General features: G+C 63.4%; 13 protein-coding genes. 2 read left to right on the forward strand and 11 right to left on the reverse strand.

Annotated elements, in window-relative coordinates:
- Positions 1–63 precede the first annotated feature (63 nt).
- Positions 64–1,020, forward strand: coding sequence for a LysR family transcriptional regulator (locus tag AC3ITA_RS11890; RefSeq protein ID WP_150673349.1), 957 nt, complete (start codon positions 64–66; stop codon positions 1,018–1,020).
- Here the strand turns inward: AC3ITA_RS11890 and AC3ITA_RS11895 are convergent.
- The 10 genes from AC3ITA_RS11895 to AC3ITA_RS11940 form a co-directional block, all read right to left on the reverse strand.
- On the reverse strand, positions 1,002–1,652 hold the full coding sequence (locus AC3ITA_RS11895; protein WP_414927766.1) for a TetR/AcrR family transcriptional regulator: 651 nt from the start codon (positions 1,650–1,652) through the stop codon (positions 1,002–1,004). The genes AC3ITA_RS11890 and AC3ITA_RS11895 overlap by 19 nt on opposite strands.
- Positions 1,649–3,277, reverse strand: coding sequence for a methyl-accepting chemotaxis protein (locus AC3ITA_RS11900; RefSeq protein ID WP_150673351.1), 1,629 nt, complete (start codon positions 3,275–3,277; stop codon positions 1,649–1,651). Before AC3ITA_RS11900 ends, AC3ITA_RS11895 begins: the two co-directional genes overlap by 4 nt.
- A gap of 66 nt (positions 3,278–3,343) precedes the next feature.
- Positions 3,344–4,495: an acyl-CoA dehydrogenase family protein gene (locus AC3ITA_RS11905; protein WP_414927767.1), complete on the reverse strand. Its 1,152-nt coding sequence runs from the start codon at positions 4,493–4,495 to the stop codon at positions 3,344–3,346.
- Between the two features lie 18 nt (positions 4,496–4,513).
- Entirely contained in the window at positions 4,514–5,602 is a 1,089-nt protein-coding gene (locus AC3ITA_RS11910; protein ID WP_414927768.1) for an enoyl-CoA hydratase/isomerase family protein, read from the reverse strand.
- Between the two features lie 2 nt (positions 5,603–5,604).
- Positions 5,605–6,495, reverse strand: a complete 891-nt coding sequence (mmsB, locus tag AC3ITA_RS11915; protein ID WP_489280377.1) for a 3-hydroxyisobutyrate dehydrogenase — start codon at positions 6,493–6,495, stop codon at positions 5,605–5,607.
- Positions 6,496–6,584: 89 nt separating this feature from the next.
- On the reverse strand, positions 6,585–8,093 hold the full coding sequence (locus tag AC3ITA_RS11920) for a CoA-acylating methylmalonate-semialdehyde dehydrogenase (protein ID WP_489280378.1): 1,509 nt from the start codon (positions 8,091–8,093) through the stop codon (positions 6,585–6,587).
- 103 nt (positions 8,094–8,196) lie between these two features.
- Positions 8,197–9,900 carry an AMP-binding protein gene (locus AC3ITA_RS11925; RefSeq protein WP_150673356.1) on the reverse strand — a complete coding sequence of 568 codons (1,704 nt, stop codon included), beginning with the start codon at positions 9,898–9,900 and terminating at the stop codon, positions 8,197–8,199.
- Positions 9,901–10,188: 288 nt separating this feature from the next.
- Positions 10,189–11,439 carry an OprD family porin gene (locus tag AC3ITA_RS11930; RefSeq protein WP_414927769.1) on the reverse strand — a complete coding sequence of 417 codons (1,251 nt, stop codon included), beginning with the start codon at positions 11,437–11,439 and terminating at the stop codon, positions 10,189–10,191.
- A gap of 173 nt (positions 11,440–11,612) precedes the next feature.
- Positions 11,613–13,262 carry a cation acetate symporter gene (locus tag AC3ITA_RS11935; protein WP_489280380.1) on the reverse strand — a complete coding sequence of 550 codons (1,650 nt, stop codon included), beginning with the start codon at positions 13,260–13,262 and terminating at the stop codon, positions 11,613–11,615.
- Positions 13,259–13,588 (reverse strand): DUF485 domain-containing protein, encoded by a 330-nt coding sequence (locus tag AC3ITA_RS11940; RefSeq protein WP_150673359.1) that lies wholly within the window; start codon positions 13,586–13,588, stop codon positions 13,259–13,261. Before AC3ITA_RS11940 ends, AC3ITA_RS11935 begins: the two co-directional genes overlap by 4 nt.
- Positions 13,589–13,975: 387 nt before the next feature.
- Here AC3ITA_RS11940 and AC3ITA_RS11945 point away from each other — a divergent pair, with 387 nt between their 5' ends.
- Positions 13,976–14,926, forward strand: coding sequence for a LysR family transcriptional regulator (locus AC3ITA_RS11945; protein WP_191628406.1), 951 nt, complete (start codon positions 13,976–13,978; stop codon positions 14,924–14,926).
- A 135-nt stretch (positions 14,927–15,061) separates the two neighbouring features.
- On the opposite strand, the gene AC3ITA_RS11950 is transcribed toward AC3ITA_RS11945, so the two are convergent.
- On the reverse strand, positions 15,062–15,547 hold the full coding sequence (locus AC3ITA_RS11950; RefSeq protein WP_489280381.1) for a DUF6130 family protein: 486 nt from the start codon (positions 15,545–15,547) through the stop codon (positions 15,062–15,064).
- Positions 15,548–15,627: the final 80 nt, after the last annotated feature.

Genomic DNA, 15,627 nt, shown 5'->3' on the forward strand with positions numbered 1-15,627 from the left:
TTCCCACGCCCTGGCCCGCGCTTTTTATTCACTGGCCCTCTCAAAGTACGGCAGGAAAGCCTGATGAATATGCTAGCAAGTACAACGCAAGGTCACTTGAACTGGGACGACATGCGTTTCTTCCTCGAGGTCGCCCGTGCCCGCACCGCCAGCGGGGCAGCCCGCCGCCTGGGGGTGGACTACACCACGGTAGCGCGACGCATCCGCGCCCTGGAGCAGAGCCTGGGTGCCATGTTGTTCGAGAAATCGCGAACCGCAGGCTTCGTCCTGACCGTGGAGGGGCAGCGCCTGGTCTGCCACGCCGAAACCCTGGAAAGTACGCTGCTGGTAGCCTGCGAGCAGGTTTTCGGCACCACCGGGGGGCTCGCCGGGCACCTGCGCATCGGCTGTACCGAAGCCTTCGGCTCCTGTTTCATCGCCGCACAGATGAGCCATTTCCTCGAGCACTACCCGCATATCTCGGCGGACATTTTGCCGGTCCCGCACTTCGTCAACCTGTCACGGCGCGAGGCAGACATCGCCATCACCCTGGAACGGCCCGAGCGCGGTCCGTACGTGTGCTCGCGGTTGTGCGATTACCGCCTGCGTGTGTATGCGACACCGGAGTACCTGGCCAGTCATCCGCCGATCGGCTGTCGCGAGGACCTGGCCGGTCACCCGTTCGTGACCTACGTCGATGATCTGGCCTTCAGCTTCAAGCTGCTCTACCTGAACGACCTGATGCTCGGCGCGCGCAGCCGCCTGCGCAGCACCAGCGTGGTCGCCCAGTACCATGCGGCACTGGAAGGGCGCGCGCTGGCGATCCTGCCTTGCTTCCTCGCCGGTCCCGACCCGCGCTTGTGCGAGGTGCTGCCGGATCAGGTGGAGGTCACCCGCCAGTTCTGGATGTACTACTGTGAGGACCTGCGCAACCTCAAGAGGATTACCCTGGTGGCCGACTACCTGCGCACCTGCGCGCAACTCAATCGTCCGCTGCTGATGGGCGAGTCACGCCAGATGGCCTATCTGCCGTCGCCCTGAGTTGCCCGCAATGCACCCAGCAGAGTACCCATCACCATCTCATGCAGCAGCTTGCGGCGTGCTCCAATGCCGGCCCGGGGCTCCCCGACCCAGGCCGGTAGCTGATTGAGCAGGGAAACGATACCGCTCATGGTCGCGCGCAGAGTGGCGCCAGCCGGTTGACCGGTGAGTTGCTCCATGGCCTCCAGCAGATGCTCTTCGTAGCGTCGGCGCAGGGTCAGAATCGTGGCTTGCTGTTCGCCGCTCAAACAATGAAGGTCGTACTCAGCCAGGCGGAAATGCGCGGCCATACGCTCGTGGAGCCGCAGGTGCGCCTCAAGCAGGGCGTGCAGTCGTACAGTGGGGGCGGATTTGCGCCGGATTACCAGGCGGGCGCAATCGAGCAATGCTTCGTAGAGCGCCTCGATCAGCTCAAACAGCAGTGCCTCCTTGTTTTCGATGTGGTTGTAGAGGGAGCCGGCGGTGATCCCCAGACATGTGGCCAGGTCACGCATGCTGACCCGGCTGAAACCATGCCGGGCGAACAGCTCGACCGCCTTGTGCCGCGTTTCCAGGTAGCGCGTGTTGCGCTCTTCGTCGACAGACACCGCAAAAAGGGTTTTGGAGGGCTGCATGTTGCTCATCCACCTCATACGCGAAACTGTCCCAATAGCCGATTGAGCTGTCCCGCAAGCTGGCCCAGTTCCTGGCTCGCCTCGTTGGACCGGTCCGCGGCCCGGGCACTTTCGTTGGCCAGAGAGGCGGCGCGGGTCACGTTCTGGTTGATGTCTTCGACCACGTGCGACTGCTCCAGGGTGGCGCTGGCGATCGAGGCGTTCAGTTCAGTGACATTGCGCAGCGCGCCGAGTACCTGGCGCAGGCTTTCAGCTGTTTGGTGGGCTTGTTCCACGGTTTGTCGAGCGGCCAGGCTGCTGGCATCGATGACATTCACCGCGGCTTCCGAGTTGCCGTGCAAGCGCTCGATCATGTCCTGGATTTGCGCGGTCGACTGCTGGGTGCGCTGGGCCAGCAAGCGCACTTCGTCTGCTACCACAGCGAAGCCGCGACCCTGCTCGCCTGCTCGCGCCGCCTCGATGGCGGCGTTCAGCGCGAGCAGGTTGGTCTGCTCGGCGATGGCGCGGATCACTTCCAGCACGCTGCCGATCTGGGTGCTTTCCCGGGCCAGACTCTGGATCACCTCGACGGCCTGGCCGATGGTATCGGACAACTGGTCGATCTGGAGCAGGCTGCTGTCGATGTTGTGCTGGCCCCGACGTGCCTGTTCTTCGGCCTGGCGAACTTCGTTGGCAGCGTGCTCGGCGTTCCTGGCCACTTCTTGCACGGCGTAGGAGACCTCGTGGATGGCGGCGGCCACCAGTTCCATCTGCTGCGATTGCTGCTGGCTGTGGTTATGGCTGTCGGCGGCGATTTCGCTGAGGGACTTCGAAGCCTGGTCGAGGCTGTCGGCGGACTGTATGGACTGGCCGATCACGCCACGCAACTTGTTGGTGAACACGTTGAAATGGCCGCTCAGGTCTGTCAGTTCATCGCGCCAACGGTTATCCAGATGGCGGGTCAGGTCGGCTTCGCCGCTGGCGATGTTCTCCATAGCATCGACCACCCGCGCCAGTGGCGAGGCGATGCTGCGGGCAATCAGCAGGATCAGCGCACTGAGCAGCAGGGTGATCGTCAGCAATATGACGAAGGCTTGAATCAACTGGCGACGGAACTCGACTTGCACGTCGTCGATGTAGATGCCCGAGCCGACAATCCAGCCCCAGGGCTTGAACAATTCAACGTAGGAAACTTTTTCCACCGGCGCGTCGGAACCTGGCTTGGGCCAGCGGTAGTGCACCAGGCCTGCGCCATCGCGGTTGGCCGTGGTAACCATTTCATCGAACAGCGCCTTGCCGTCCGGATCGAGTGTGCCGGACATGCGCTTGCCCTCGAGTTTGGCATTGGGGTGCATGACCATTCGCGTGTCGAGGTCTTCGAGCCAGAAGTAATCCTCACGGTCGTAGCGCAAGTCGCGCATGACCGCGATGGCCTGCTGCTGCGCCTGCTCACGACTCAGACCCTGGCCTTCCAGGCTTTGGAAGTGGCGCAGGATGCCGCTGGCGGTCTCGACCACGTGGCGGGTTTTCAGCGCCTTGGCCGTATAAAGGTCGTCATGGCTCTGCTTGAGCATCAGGCCGGCGAGAATCAGCAGCATCAGGATGGATGTCAGCAAAATCAGCCACAGACGGCAGCTAATGGAAATATTGCGCAAGCCGAACATGGGCAAACTCCGCGTTTGGGAAGGCAGGTGAAGGCCGGACGCGGCAGTCGCGTCCGGCTGAAGGGGTCAGAGCGCGTAGTGGCTCAGTTCGCGGGCGATCAGCAGGCGCTGGACCTCGCTGGTGCCTTCGTAGATCTGGGTGATGCGCGCATCGCGGTAGTAGCGCTCCACCGGGTAATCTTCCAGGTAACCGTAGCCGCCATGGATCTGCAGGGCGCTGGAGCACACGCGCTCGGCCATTTCCGAGGCGAACAGCTTGGCCTGGGAGGCTTCGGACAGGCACGCTTGACCGGCGCTTTTCAGGCGCGCCGCATGCAGGATCAGCAGGCGGCTGGCGTTGAGCCGGGTGTGCATGTCGGCGAGCAGGTTGGACACGCTCTGGTGCTCGATGATCGGCTTGCCGAACTGGACGCGTTCGCGGGCATAGCCCAGGGCGGCCTCGAAGGCGGCGCGGGCGATTCCCAGGGCCTGGGCGGCGATGCCGATGCGACCGCCTTCAAGGTTCGACAAGGCAATGGCCAGGCCCTTGCCACGTTCACCCAGCAGGTTGGCCTCGGGGATGGTGCAGTCGTTCAGGGTCACCGCGCAGGTATCGGAGGCTTTGATGCCCATCTTGTGTTCACTGCGGTCGACCACGAACCCGGGATTGTCAGTCGGTACCAGGAAGGCAGAGAGCCCCTTTTTGCCCAGTTGCGCATCGGTGACAGCGAAGACAATGGCCAGCCTGGCGCGCTTGCCGTTGCTGACGAACTGCTTGGCGCCATTGAGTACCCATTGGCCGTCGCGCAGTTCGGCACGGGTACGCAGGTTGTGCGCCTCGGAGCCGGCCTGTGGCTCGGTCAGGCAGAAGCAGCCGATCGCTTGACCACTGACCAGCAGCGGCAGCCAGCTGTCCTGCTGCGCGGGGGTACCGTATTTCAGCAGGGGGCCGCAGCCCACCGAGTTGTGGATGCTCATCAGCGCGCCGAGGGCACCGTCGCCGGCCGAGATTTCTTCCACGGCCAGGGCGTAGGCCACATAGTCGGTGTAGCTGCCGCCCCAGGTGTCCGGCACGATCATGCCCAGCAGCCCCAGCTCGCCCATCTGCGCGACCACGGCGTCATCGATCCAGCCGGCCTTCTCCCAGGCCTGGGCATGTGGCGCGACCTCGCTGCGGGCGAAGTCGCGCGCCATGTCGCGGATCATGCGTTGTTCTTCGGTCAATTCGATATCGTGCATTGCAATGTCTCCTGCCGATCAGGCGGTGCGTACGGGCTTGCCAGAGGCGCGTTCAAAGTCGTTGAAGAAGGCCTGCACCCGGGCAGGTACCAGCTCTGCCAGGGTTGGCGGGTTCCAGCGTGGGCACTTGTCCTTGTCGATGATCAGGGCGCGCACACCCTCCATCAGGTCGCCCTTGGCGAACCACTGGTAGTCCAGGTGCAACTCAAGGGCGAAGCACTCGGCCAGGCTCAGGTAACGACCACGGCGCAACAACTCAAGCGTCGCGGCCATCGCCAGCGGCGAGCGGCTGTCGAGCAATTTCACCGTCTGCTCGGCCCAGTCTTGCAATTCGGGGCGCTGTTCGCGCTGCAGCGCGGCGCGAATGGCCGGGACATCGGACAAGGCGAAATATTCGTCGATTGCCTGGCGACAGGCCTTGAGCTCGGACCCGGCAAGACGCTCGGTGGCCATTTCGGCGAGCAGGTCCTGCAAGTCTTCGTCCGGCGCAGCGGTCCAGTTCAGGTGGTCGAGACAGGCATCCAGTTCGGCCAGTCGTTCGCTGGGCAGGTAGTAGTCGGCAAGGTTGGCGTAGAGGGCATCGGCGGCACGCACCTGGCAGCCGGTGAGACCCAGATAGGTTCCCAGTTCACCCGGCAGGCGCGGCAGGAAATAGCTGCCACCGACATCGGGGAAAAAGCCGATGCCGACTTCCGGCATGCCCATCCGCGTGCGCTCGGTGATCACCCGCATCGAGGCGGCCTGGGCCAGGCCCATGCCACCGCCCAGGACGAAGCCATCGAGCAGCGCCAGCACTGGCTTGGTGTAGCCATGCAGGTACTCGTCCAGGGCGTACTCTTCCTCGAGGAACAGCTCATGCTGGTTGTCGCCGGCCTTGTAGCTGTCGTACAGCATGCGAATGTCGCCGCCGGCGCAGAAGGCCTTTTCACCGGCTCCGCGAATGGTCACGGCGACGATCTCCGGGTCCTGCTCCCACGCCCACAGGTGCCGGCAGAGCAGGCGCACCATGGGCAGGTCCAGGGTGTTCAACGCGCTTGGCCGATTCAGTGTCAGGTGGCCCACGCGGTTGCGTACGCTGGCCAGCACCGGGGCTTGCTGCTCGCTCATGTTCAGGCTTCCCCGCGGAACAGGTTGATGATGGCGGAGAAGTCCAGGCCGCCGTTACCTTGCAAGCTGAAGGTCTGGTACAGCTGCTGGGCGACAGCACCGAGGGCGACCGGTTGACGCGCGTGCCTGGCCGCTTCGGTGGCCAGGCCCAGGTCCTTGAGCATCAGGTCGCTGCCAAAGCCGCCGCTGTAGCCACGTGAGGCCGGCGCGTTTTCCAGTACGCCCGGGAACGGGTTGTTGACCTCCGAGCTCCAGCAGCGACCGCTTGAGGTATTGATGATCCCGGCCAGCACCTTGGCGTCCATCCCGAGGGATACACCCAGGGCCATGGCTTCGGCGACGCCGACCATGGAGATGCCAAGCAGCATGTTGTTGGCGATCTTGGCCACCTGGCCGTTGCCTGCTGCGCCGCAGTGGACGATGTTCTTGCCCATGGCCGAGAGGATCGGCAGGGCCTGGTCGAATACGCTGTCCGGGCCGCCGACCATAAAGGTCAGGGTGCCTGCCGCCGCACCACCGGTGCCGCCGGATACCGGCGCGTCGAGCATCGGGTTGCCTTGGGCAAGGGCATATTTGGCCACCTCGCGGGTGCTCAGCGGGTCGATGGTCGAACTGTCGATCAGCAATATGCCTGGGCCGATGTTGGCCAGCAGGCCGTCCTTGCCGCGATAGACCTGCTTCACGTGTTCGGCGGTCGGCAGCATGGTGATGATCACCTCAACCCTGGCCTTGGCCACGGCGGCGGGCGAGTCGGCGGCGCTGGCGCCGGCCTCCACCAGAGCGGCGACCGCCTGGGGGAAGGGATCGAAGACAGTCAGGCTGTGACCGGCCTTGAGCAGGTTGCGGGCCATTGGGCCGCCCATGTTGCCGAGGCCGAGAAATCCGATATGCATGTTGGCTACCTTTACGATAGGGGGGCAGTGGCGCAGGAAATCCAGCGCGCGCTTGTCGTCGGCCGACGCTGGGCGCCGGCCGGCAAGGGTCATTTCAGGGTGATGGTGGTGTTCACCGCGCCACCGGTGTCATCCTCGTCGAACCAGCGCTGGGTGATCGTCTTGGTCTGGGTGTAGAAGGTCACCACTTGCTTGCCGTACGGACCCAGGTCGCCCAGCTTGGAGGCGCGCGAGCCGGAGAAGGAGAACAGCGGGACCGGTACCGGGATCGGCACGTTGATGCCCACCTGACCGACGTCGATCTCTTCCTGGAAGTGACGCGCGGCAGCACCGGAGCGGGTGAACAGGGCGGTGCCGTTGCCGTTCGGGTTGGCGTTGATGATCTCGATCGCTTCGTCCAGGTTGGCGGCGTGCATCACGCACAGCACCGGGCCGAAGATCTCTTCGCGGTACACCGACATTTGCGCGGTGACGCCGGAGAAAATGGTCGGGCCGACGAAGTTGCCGTCCTGGTAGCCCGGCACGCTCGGGTTGCGTCCATCCAGTTCAAGTTTTGCGCCTTCTTCGATGCCGCTGGCGATCAGGCCGTTGACGCGCTCCAGGGCGGCGCAGGAAATCACCGGGCCGATGTCGGTGCCCGGCTCGGTGCCGCCATTGATCTTGAGGGTTTTGGTCCGTTCGATCAGGTCCGGCAGCCAGGTTTGCGCTTCACCCACGAGGATCACCACCGGCAGCGCCATGCAGCGCTGGCCGGCGGCGCCGAAGGAGGCGCCCAGCAGGTTGTTCAGGGTCTGCTGCCGGTTGGCATCGGGCAGGACGATGGCATGGTTCTTCGCGCCCATCATGCATTGCGCGCGCTTGCCGTTCTGGGTGGCGCGGTTATAAACGTGGGTACCGACCTTGGTCGAGCCGACAAAGGACACGGCCTTGATGTCCGGGTGATCGCAGATCAGGTTCACCGCGTCGACGCCGCCGTGGATGACGTTGAGCACGCCCTTGGGTAACCCGGCCTCCAGCGCCAGTTCCACCAGGCGCATGGTCACCAGCGGATCCTGCTCGGACGGCTTGAGGACGAAGGTGTTGCCGGTGGCAATGGCCATCGGGAACATCCACAGCGGGATCATCGCCGGGAAGTTGAACGGGGTAATGCCGGCGCACACGCCCAGCGGCTGCAGCAAGGTGTAGGTGTCGACGCCGTTGGCCACGTTATTGGCCAGTTCGCCCATCTGCAGGTTACCGATGCTGGCGGCGTGCTCGACCACTTCCAGGCCGCGGAACACGTCACCTTCGGCATCCGGCAGGGTCTTGCCTTGCTCGGCGGTCAGCAGGGCGGCCAGTTCCTTGATGTTCTCGCGGATCAATTGCTGGTACTTGAGAAAGACCCGGGAGCGGGCACCGATCGGAGTCTTGCGCCAGGTCTTGAAGGCTTGTTTGGCGCTGGCAACGGCGGCGTTCATTTCTTCGGCGGTGGCGAAGGGGACGCGGGCCAGGACTTCCTGGGTGGCCGGGTTGACCACGTCGCGCCACTGGGTGCTGCGCGATTCGACGAATTCGCCGTTGATGAGAAGCTTGACGCTGGGAATGATGGAAGAGGTCATTTACGGGTCCTGCCTGCTTTCTTTAGGTCGAATGAGGCCCCTCGGCGTGGTTGGCCGAGCGGTCGGGTTTGGATTTGGGAGGGCCGGCGAGCCGGCCCGGGGTTCAGCCTTTGAGTTGCGGGAAGTCTTCTTCGAAGTATTCCTGCGGGCCACGAGCGTCGCCCTGGCGACGCTGCGTTTCCATTTGCCGCAGTTCCACCCGGCGGATCTTTCCGGAGATGGTCTTGGGCAGCTCGCTGACAAACTCGATGCGCCGTACCCGCTTGTAGGGCGCCAGGTGCTCGCGGGCGAAGGCGAAGATGCTGCCGGCCAGTTCGTGGCTGCCCTGGGCTTCATGGGCCAGGATCAGATAGGCCTTGGGCACTGCCAGGCGCACCGGGTCGGGGCTTGGCACCACGGCCACTTCCATCACCGCCGGGTGCTCGATCAGCGCGCTTTCCAGCTCGAAGGGGCTGATGCGGTAGTCGGAGGCCTTGAACACGTCATCGGCACGGCCGACGAAAGTGATGTAGCCCTCTTCGTCGATCTGCGCGGTGTCGCCGGTGCGGTAGTAGCCGTCGCGCATCACTTCGGCGGTCTTTTCCGGGCTGTCCTCGTAGCACAGCATCAGGCCCAGCGGACGCACGTCCAGCGGCAGGGCTACTTCGCCTTCGTTACCCGGCAGGCCATCGGGGTCGAGCATGGTCACCCGGTAGCCTGGCAGTGGACGGCCCATGGAGCCCGGCTTGAGCCGCTGGCCGGGCGTGTTGCCGACCAGGGCGGTGGTTTCCGACTGGCCGAAGCCGTCGCGCAGCAACAGGCCCCAGGCGTGCAGGATCTGCTCGATGATCTCCGGGTTGAGCGGCTCACCGGCGCCCACCAGTTCGCGCAGGCGCAGGCGAGTCTTGTAGCTGGCCAGGTCTTCCTGGATCAGCATTCGCCATACGGTAGGCGGCGCGCACAGGCTGGTGACGCCGTAGCGTTCCAGCACGCCGAGCAGGGCTGGCGCGCTGAAGCGTGCGGTGTTGTGGATAAAGATGCAGGCACCGGCATTCCACGGTGCGAAGAGGCAACTCCAGGCGTGCTTGGCCCAGCCCGGGGACGAAATGTTCAGGTGCAGGTCGCCCGGCTGCAGGCCGATCCAGTACATGGTCGAAAGGTGGCCGACCGGGTAACTCTGGTGACTGTGCAGCACCATCTTCGGCTTGGAGGTGGTGCCGGAGGTGAAGTACAGCAGCATCGGGTCGGTGGCCAGTGTGCGGCCCTCGGTTTCGAACTGCTCGGAATATTCGCCAGCGGCGCTGTGCGGGGTCCAGCCGGCGGGGGACGGGCCAACGCAGATGCGGGTGCAGTCTTCACCCAGCCCGACGAACTTGTCGACATGGGCGCTACCGACCACCAGGTGGGAAACATGGCCACGCTCGATGCGGTCGCGCAGGTCATCGGGGGTCAGCAGGGCGGTGGCGGGGATGACGACGGCGCCGAGTTTGAAGGCGGCCAGCATGGTTTCCCACAGGGCAACGTCGTTACCGAGCATCAGCAGGATGCGTTCGCCGCGGCGCACGCCCAGGGCACGCAGGTGATTGGCCACCTGGTTGGAGCGCGCGGCCAGTTGCTGGAAGCTGTAGCGTTGTTCGCTGCCGTCCTCTTCGACGATCCACAGGGCATTGGCCTGGTTGCCCTCGGCCATGGCATCGAAGTAATCCAGCGCCCAGTTGAATTCGCTCAGCTGCGGCCAGCGGAAGTCACGCACGGCGGTGGCGTAGTCGGTGCGGTGGGCCAGCAGGAAGTCACGAGCGGCCAGGAAGGGTTGGCAGTGGTTGTTCATTGGAGTCTCCCGAGGTGCGCGCGGGTGCCTGAAAGTGGGGAGACGACGGCAAACAAGAATGGCTTCACGATGGGTGCCCTGTTTATTTTTATTGGGACTGACCTGGTTCATGACCAGGCGGTTGAATCGAGTATAGGCAGGCATAAATCAAATAAGAATGCTCAAAAAGTCCCGTGCGTTGTGCAAAAAAACACAGGCTTGCGGCATCCCTGATGCACCGTAAATGCACAAGGCGGGCGCTGCCCGCACCGTCAAGCGATGTGAGCTGCGCCCGCCTTGTGCGGGTGCTTACCAGAGCGCCAGGGTATAGCTGAGGATCAGGCGGTTCTCGTTGAGATCGTTACCGAAGTGAGCGGTGCGCACCGTAGCGTTGCGCCACTTCATACCGATGTTTTTCAGCGGGCCGCTCTGCACCACGTAGCCGATGTCGGTGTCGCGCTCCCATTCGCGGCCGTCGGGCTTGCCGGCGCCCAGATCGATGCTGTCGCCGGACAGGTAGCGGGTCATGAAGGTCAGGCCGGGAATGCCCAGCGCCGCGAAGTTGTAGTCGTAGCGCGCCTGCCAGGAACGCTCGTCCTTGTTGGCGAAGTCGTTGATCTGCACGAAGTTGACCAGGTAGGCGTCGCTGCCATTGACGTAGGCAAAACCGGTGTCGCCGCTCATGCGTTGGTAGCCGAGACCGAAGGCATGGCCGCCCAGGGCATAGGTGAACATGGCGCCGAAGGCGTTGTTGTCGATGTTGCTGTTGCCATCGTCGGTGGAGCGGGCGTAGCGCAGGTCGCTCTTGAACGTCTGGCCTGGGCCCAGCGGCAGCACGTGGACCAGACTGAACTGGTGCTGGTGGTAGAAGTCGTCCAGGCCGCCGTAGTTGTAGCCTGTGTTCAGTCGGTCGTTCCATTGGTAGGCAAGGCCGGCGAAATTGAACGCGTCGCTGCGGGCCTGGCCACTGACAATGCCCTTGGCGCCGGTGGTGGTGATCGCCATTTTCTCGTAGTCCGAGGAGTCGCGCTGGTTGACCCGATCCACGCGCCCGGCATCGAAACTCAGGCCTTTGATCTCCTGGACGTTCAACTGGCCACCGCGAAATGTTTGCGGCAACAGGCGCGAGTCATTGGCCAGCAGTACCGGCAACTTCGGGGTCAGGGTGCCGAGCTTGAGCACGCTATTGGATGCTTTGAACTTGGCCGTCAGGCCCAGTTCGCCGTACTCGTCCTTGGCGCGCTTGGGTGGCTCGTTATCGCGTTTGAGCAGGCCGGAGCCGGCGCGATCGGGACTGGAGTCGAGCTTGATGCCGAGCTGGCCGAGGGCATCGATACCGACGCCGATCATGCCGTCGGTATAACCGGATTCGTAGCGCAGCAGGAAGCCCTGGGCCCATTCTTCCTGCTTGGACTGGGCGGCATTTGCCTGGCGGAAGTCGCGGTTGAAATAGAAATTGCGCGTTTCCAGTCTGGCCGTGCTGTCTGCCAGGAAGTCGGCGTGAGCCTGTGCGGCGAGCCCGCTACCGGCCAGGAACAGGGTGAGGGTGGTGGGTTTCATTGGATGCCTTTTGTTGTTTTTGTTGTCGACGAGCCGCTCCCGCGCCGCTTGGCGTTGGCGAGGGAAGGGCGCTTTTGGGGTGTCCTGCGCCGAGCGGCGCAGGTCGGGCGTAAAAAAGCGCGAAGCAAAGGAGCGGACTCGCGCTCGGGGTGTCAGCCCCGGAAAAAGCAGCGTCAGTGACTGCTGGCCACGGCAGCTCCAAGGCCGGTCTGGGCACGGACGAACTGGTCGGCATAGGCGGCGCGTTCGCGGTCGGCGCGTTCGCTGCGGTCAAGCCTGGAAGCCACCACTATGACCAGGAAGGCCAGTGGCATGGAGAACAGCGCCGGTTGGTCGTAAGGGAAAAGCGCCTGGGCGTGCCCCAGTACACCGACCCACACCGACGGCGAACCGATCACCAGGGCCAGTGCGCTGATCAGGCCGGTCAGGCCGCCATAGAGGGCGCCGCGGGTGGTCAGGCCGCCCCAGTACATGGCCATGATCAATACCGGGAAATTCGCCGAGGCGGCGATGCCGAACGTCAGGCCGACCAGGAAGGCGATGTTCTGGCCCTCGAACAGAATGCCGAGGGCAATCGCAACGACGCCCAGGCAGATGGTGGCGATGCGCGACACGCGCATTTCCTTTTTCTCGTCGGCGCAGCCCTTCTTCAATACCGAAGCATAAAGGTCATGGGAGATGGCCGAGGCACCGGCCAGGGCCAGGCCGGCCACCACCGCGAGAATGGTGGCGAAAGCCACGGCAGAGAGGAAACCGAGAAACAGGTTGCCGCCCACCGCCTTCGCCAGGTGCATGGCCACCATATTGCCGCCGCCAATCATGGCCCCGCCGAGTTTGCCATCGACGTAGTACTGAGGATCCGTGCCGACGATGACGATGGCGGTATAGCCCAGGACGCAGACCACCAGGAAGAAGAAGCCGATGAACACGGTGGCGAACAGTACGGATTTACGCGCTTCCTTGGCATTGGGCACAGTGAAGAAGCGCATCAGGATGTGCGGCAGGCCGGCAATGCCGAAGACCAGTCCGAGGGATAAGGACACCGCGTTGATCGGGTCGGCCAGCAAAGTGCCGGGGCCCATGATCTGCACGCCGCTGGCATGCACGGCCACCGCCTGGGCGGCCAGTGTCTCGAAGCTGAAGTCGAAGCGACTCAGGGCCATCAGCACCAGGGTGGTGCCGCCCGCCAGGAGCAGGACCGCCTTGGTGATCTGTACCCAGGTGGTGGCGAGCATGCCGCCGAAGATCACGTAGACCAGCATCAACAATCCGACCACCACCACCGCCGTGCGGTAGTCGAGGCCGAACAGCAGTTTGATCAGTTGACCGGCACCGACCATCTGCACCACCAGATAGCAGCACACCACGGTCAGCGATCCAAGGGCGGCGAAGCTGCGCACGCGGGTTTGATCGAGGCGGTAGGAGACGATGTCGGCGAAGGTGTAGCGCCCCAGGTTGCGCAAGCGCTCAGCCATCAGGAAGGTGACGATGGGCCAGCCGACGAAGAAGCCGATGATATAGACGAAGCCGTCGTAGCCCTTGGCGAAGACCATGCTCGACAGGCCCAGCAGAGTGGCCGCCGACATGTAGTCACCGGCGATGGCCAAGCCATTCTGGAAGCCGGTGATTCCACCACCGGCGCTGTAGAAATCGGCGGCGGAGCGGGTGCGTCGTGCCGCCCACCAGGTGATCAGCAGGGTGGCGAGGACGAAGACGAAAAACATGCCGATGGCGTGCAGGTTGAGCGGTTGCTTCTGCGCAACGATGGGCTCGGCATGGGCCAGCACAGGGCTGAGGGCGAGTAGGGCGGACAGGCGTTTCATGCGCGGGACTCCTGCAGGATCTGCGAACTGAGCACGTCGAAGCGGGTGTTGGCGCGGTGCACGTACCAGGCGGTGAGTAGCCAGGACAACAGGATGATCGTGACGCCGATTGGCATGCCGAGGCTGAGGTGGCTGCCGTCGTGCAGCGGCAGGTGCAGCCAGGCAGGGGCGAAAGCCACCACCATGATGAAGCTGTAGTAGATAGCCAGGACCGCGCCGCTCAGCGTCCAGGCCAGCAGTGCACGCTGACGCGCGAGGCGCTGGAACTTGGGGTTGGCCCTGACCCGTGCACAGGTCTGGACGTGGTTCGGATGGTCGGTCGTCATGGTGAGGCTCCGCATTTCTAGTTGTTTTTGTTGTTCGGCCTTTTGAGGGGCGTACGGGTACCCGGGCAGCGACCCGATGCGGGACGCCACCTGAATGCTGATGTGCTGGAGTTATTGCCGCCTGGATGACCTTGCGGTGCAGAGAGGGCGGTGCAGGAGGGCGGACCAACGGCAGACGAGGATCGTGGCCGCGATTGCGCTGTTGCGCAGCTGCTTGTGTCCGGCGTGCAAGCCGGTGTTTATCCATGCGCTCATGCTGTCAGCCCTCGATATTTATTATTTGGGAGGGTGCCTTCCCGGCCTGAAAACGACGCTGGCCAAGCTGGGTGAGATGCGAGTATATAAGTGCATATTTCCCATATGTATTGGCAGAAAAGCCCGATGGATATGCAAAAAAGCACAACGCAGAATCCGCTGAACTGGGACGACTTGCGTTTCTTCCTCGAAGTTGCCCGTGCTCGCACCGCCAGCGGTGCGGCCCGCCGCCTGGGAGTGGACTACACCACGGTGTCACGGCGCATCCGCGCCCTGGAGCAGTGCCTGGGCGCTCTGCTGTTCGAGAAGTCGCGAACCGCAGGTTTTGTCCTGACCGTGGAGGGGCAGCGTCTGGTCGGCCACGCCGAATCCCTGGAAAGTACGCTGCTGGTAGCCTGCGAGCAGGTTTTCGGCACCACCGGGGGACTCTCCGGGCACCTGCGCATCGGCTGTACCGAAGCCTTCGGCACCTGTTTCATCACGGCGCAGATGAGCCACTTCCTCGAGCACTACCCGAACATTTCGGCGGACATTTTGCCGGTCCCGCACTTCATCAACCTGTCACGGCGCGAGGCGGACATCGCCATCACCCTGGAACGGCCCGAGCGCGGTCCCTATGTGTGCTCGCGATTGTGCGACTACCGCCTGCGCCTGTATGCGACGCCTGCGTACCTGGCCAATCATCCGCCGATCGGCTGTCGCGAGGACCTGGCCGGCCACCCGTTCGTGACCTACGTCGAAGACCTGGCCTTCAGCTTCAAGCTGCTCTACCTGAACGACCTGATGCCCGGCGCCAACAGCCGCCTGCGCAGCACCAGCGTGGTCGCCCATTACCACGCAGCCCTGGAAGGGCGGGCGCTGGCCATCCTGCCCTGCTTCCTCGCCGGCCCCGATCCCCGCCTGTGCGAAGTGCTGCCGGGTGAAGTGGAGGTCACGCGGCAGTTCTGGATGTATTACAGCGAGGACCTGCGCAAGCTGAAGCGGATTACCCTGGTGGCCGAGTACCTGCGTGCCAGCGCGGAACTGAATCGCCCGCTGCTGATGGGCGAGTCACGAGTGATGGGCTATCTGCCGTCACCCTGAGGGGGGCGTTGTGCAGCCAGAAGTAAAACGCAGTGCAGGTTGGCGAAAAGACTTGAAAACAGCGTAGTCAGTTAGATGTGTTTTCGAAATCAGAGGCTACTCACACCACCGCAGTCAGCTATGAACACTCAATCGTCATGGTTTTACTGCGTGATCATTGTCAATGTGGGGAACGTCCGCCGGTTTCTTCTGCGGAACGATAAAGCTCACTGTCGTACTGGTGAGGATCTTGTGAGTCGGGTCGGCCACTTCAAGAAGAACCTTGTGAGTGCCGGGCGTCAGTCCGACCAGGATGATCGGGTCTTCGCTGGTGTGCGCCCATGTGCCTTTCCAGTCGTCGACGGTCACGTGGAGGTGGCCGAGACGTGGTGATACTTCAACAGCCGTTTTGCCAAATACCGGCATGATCCTGGCGTGTTCCGTTCGATACTGGATAATGACAACACCGCGGGCGAGTGGCTCGGCAAGCGGGGGGTAGGCAATGAGTGTTGGCGCAGTCTCGGATTCCAACGGAAGTATTGCCGGAGGGGAATCGGTGTCCGCTACCCCTTGTCCGTACACGGCTGTGCAAAAGAAGACACCCAAAGCCAGGGCCAATAGATTTCCGGGAGCGAGGGACATGGTTTTTTCCCGCGTGATTTCATTCAAGCCTAGATCAAACCGAGTATTTCCCGGTGTTTATTTGAAATCGGAATCACTCA

It is taken from the genome of Pseudomonas sp. GL_090, from assembly GCF_057837765.1.

Excerpts from the sequence above, each read along its gene's own strand:
- AC3ITA_RS11930 (WP_414927769.1), bottom strand. The coding sequence starts at position 11,439 with ATGAAACCCACCACCCTCACCCTGTTCCTGGCCGGTAGCGGGCTCGCC.
- mmsB (WP_489280377.1), bottom strand. The coding sequence starts at position 6,495 with ATGCATATCGGATTTCTCGGCCTCGGCAACATGGGCGGCCCAATGGCC.
- AC3ITA_RS11925 (WP_150673356.1), bottom strand. The coding sequence starts at position 9,900 with ATGAACAACCACTGCCAACCCTTCCTGGCCGCTCGTGACTTCCTGCTG.
- AC3ITA_RS11920 (WP_489280378.1), bottom strand. The coding sequence starts at position 8,093 with ATGACCTCTTCCATCATTCCCAGCGTCAAGCTTCTCATCAACGGCGAA.
- AC3ITA_RS11935 (WP_489280380.1), bottom strand. The coding sequence starts at position 13,262 with ATGAAACGCCTGTCCGCCCTACTCGCCCTCAGCCCTGTGCTGGCCCAT.
- AC3ITA_RS11940 (WP_150673359.1), bottom strand. The coding sequence starts at position 13,588 with ATGACGACCGACCATCCGAACCACGTCCAGACCTGTGCACGGGTCAGG.
- AC3ITA_RS11910 (WP_414927768.1), bottom strand. The coding sequence starts at position 5,602 with ATGAGCGAGCAGCAAGCCCCGGTGCTGGCCAGCGTACGCAACCGCGTG.
- AC3ITA_RS11890 (WP_150673349.1), top strand. The coding sequence starts at position 64 with ATGAATATGCTAGCAAGTACAACGCAAGGTCACTTGAACTGGGACGAC.
- AC3ITA_RS11950 (WP_489280381.1), bottom strand. The coding sequence starts at position 15,547 with ATGTCCCTCGCTCCCGGAAATCTATTGGCCCTGGCTTTGGGTGTCTTC.
- AC3ITA_RS11895 (WP_414927766.1), bottom strand. The coding sequence starts at position 1,652 with ATGAGGTGGATGAGCAACATGCAGCCCTCCAAAACCCTTTTTGCGGTG.
- AC3ITA_RS11905 (WP_414927767.1), bottom strand. The coding sequence starts at position 4,495 with ATGCACGATATCGAATTGACCGAAGAACAACGCATGATCCGCGACATG.
- AC3ITA_RS11945 (WP_191628406.1), top strand. The coding sequence starts at position 13,976 with ATGCAAAAAAGCACAACGCAGAATCCGCTGAACTGGGACGACTTGCGT.
- AC3ITA_RS11900 (WP_150673351.1), bottom strand. The coding sequence starts at position 3,277 with ATGTTCGGCTTGCGCAATATTTCCATTAGCTGCCGTCTGTGGCTGATT.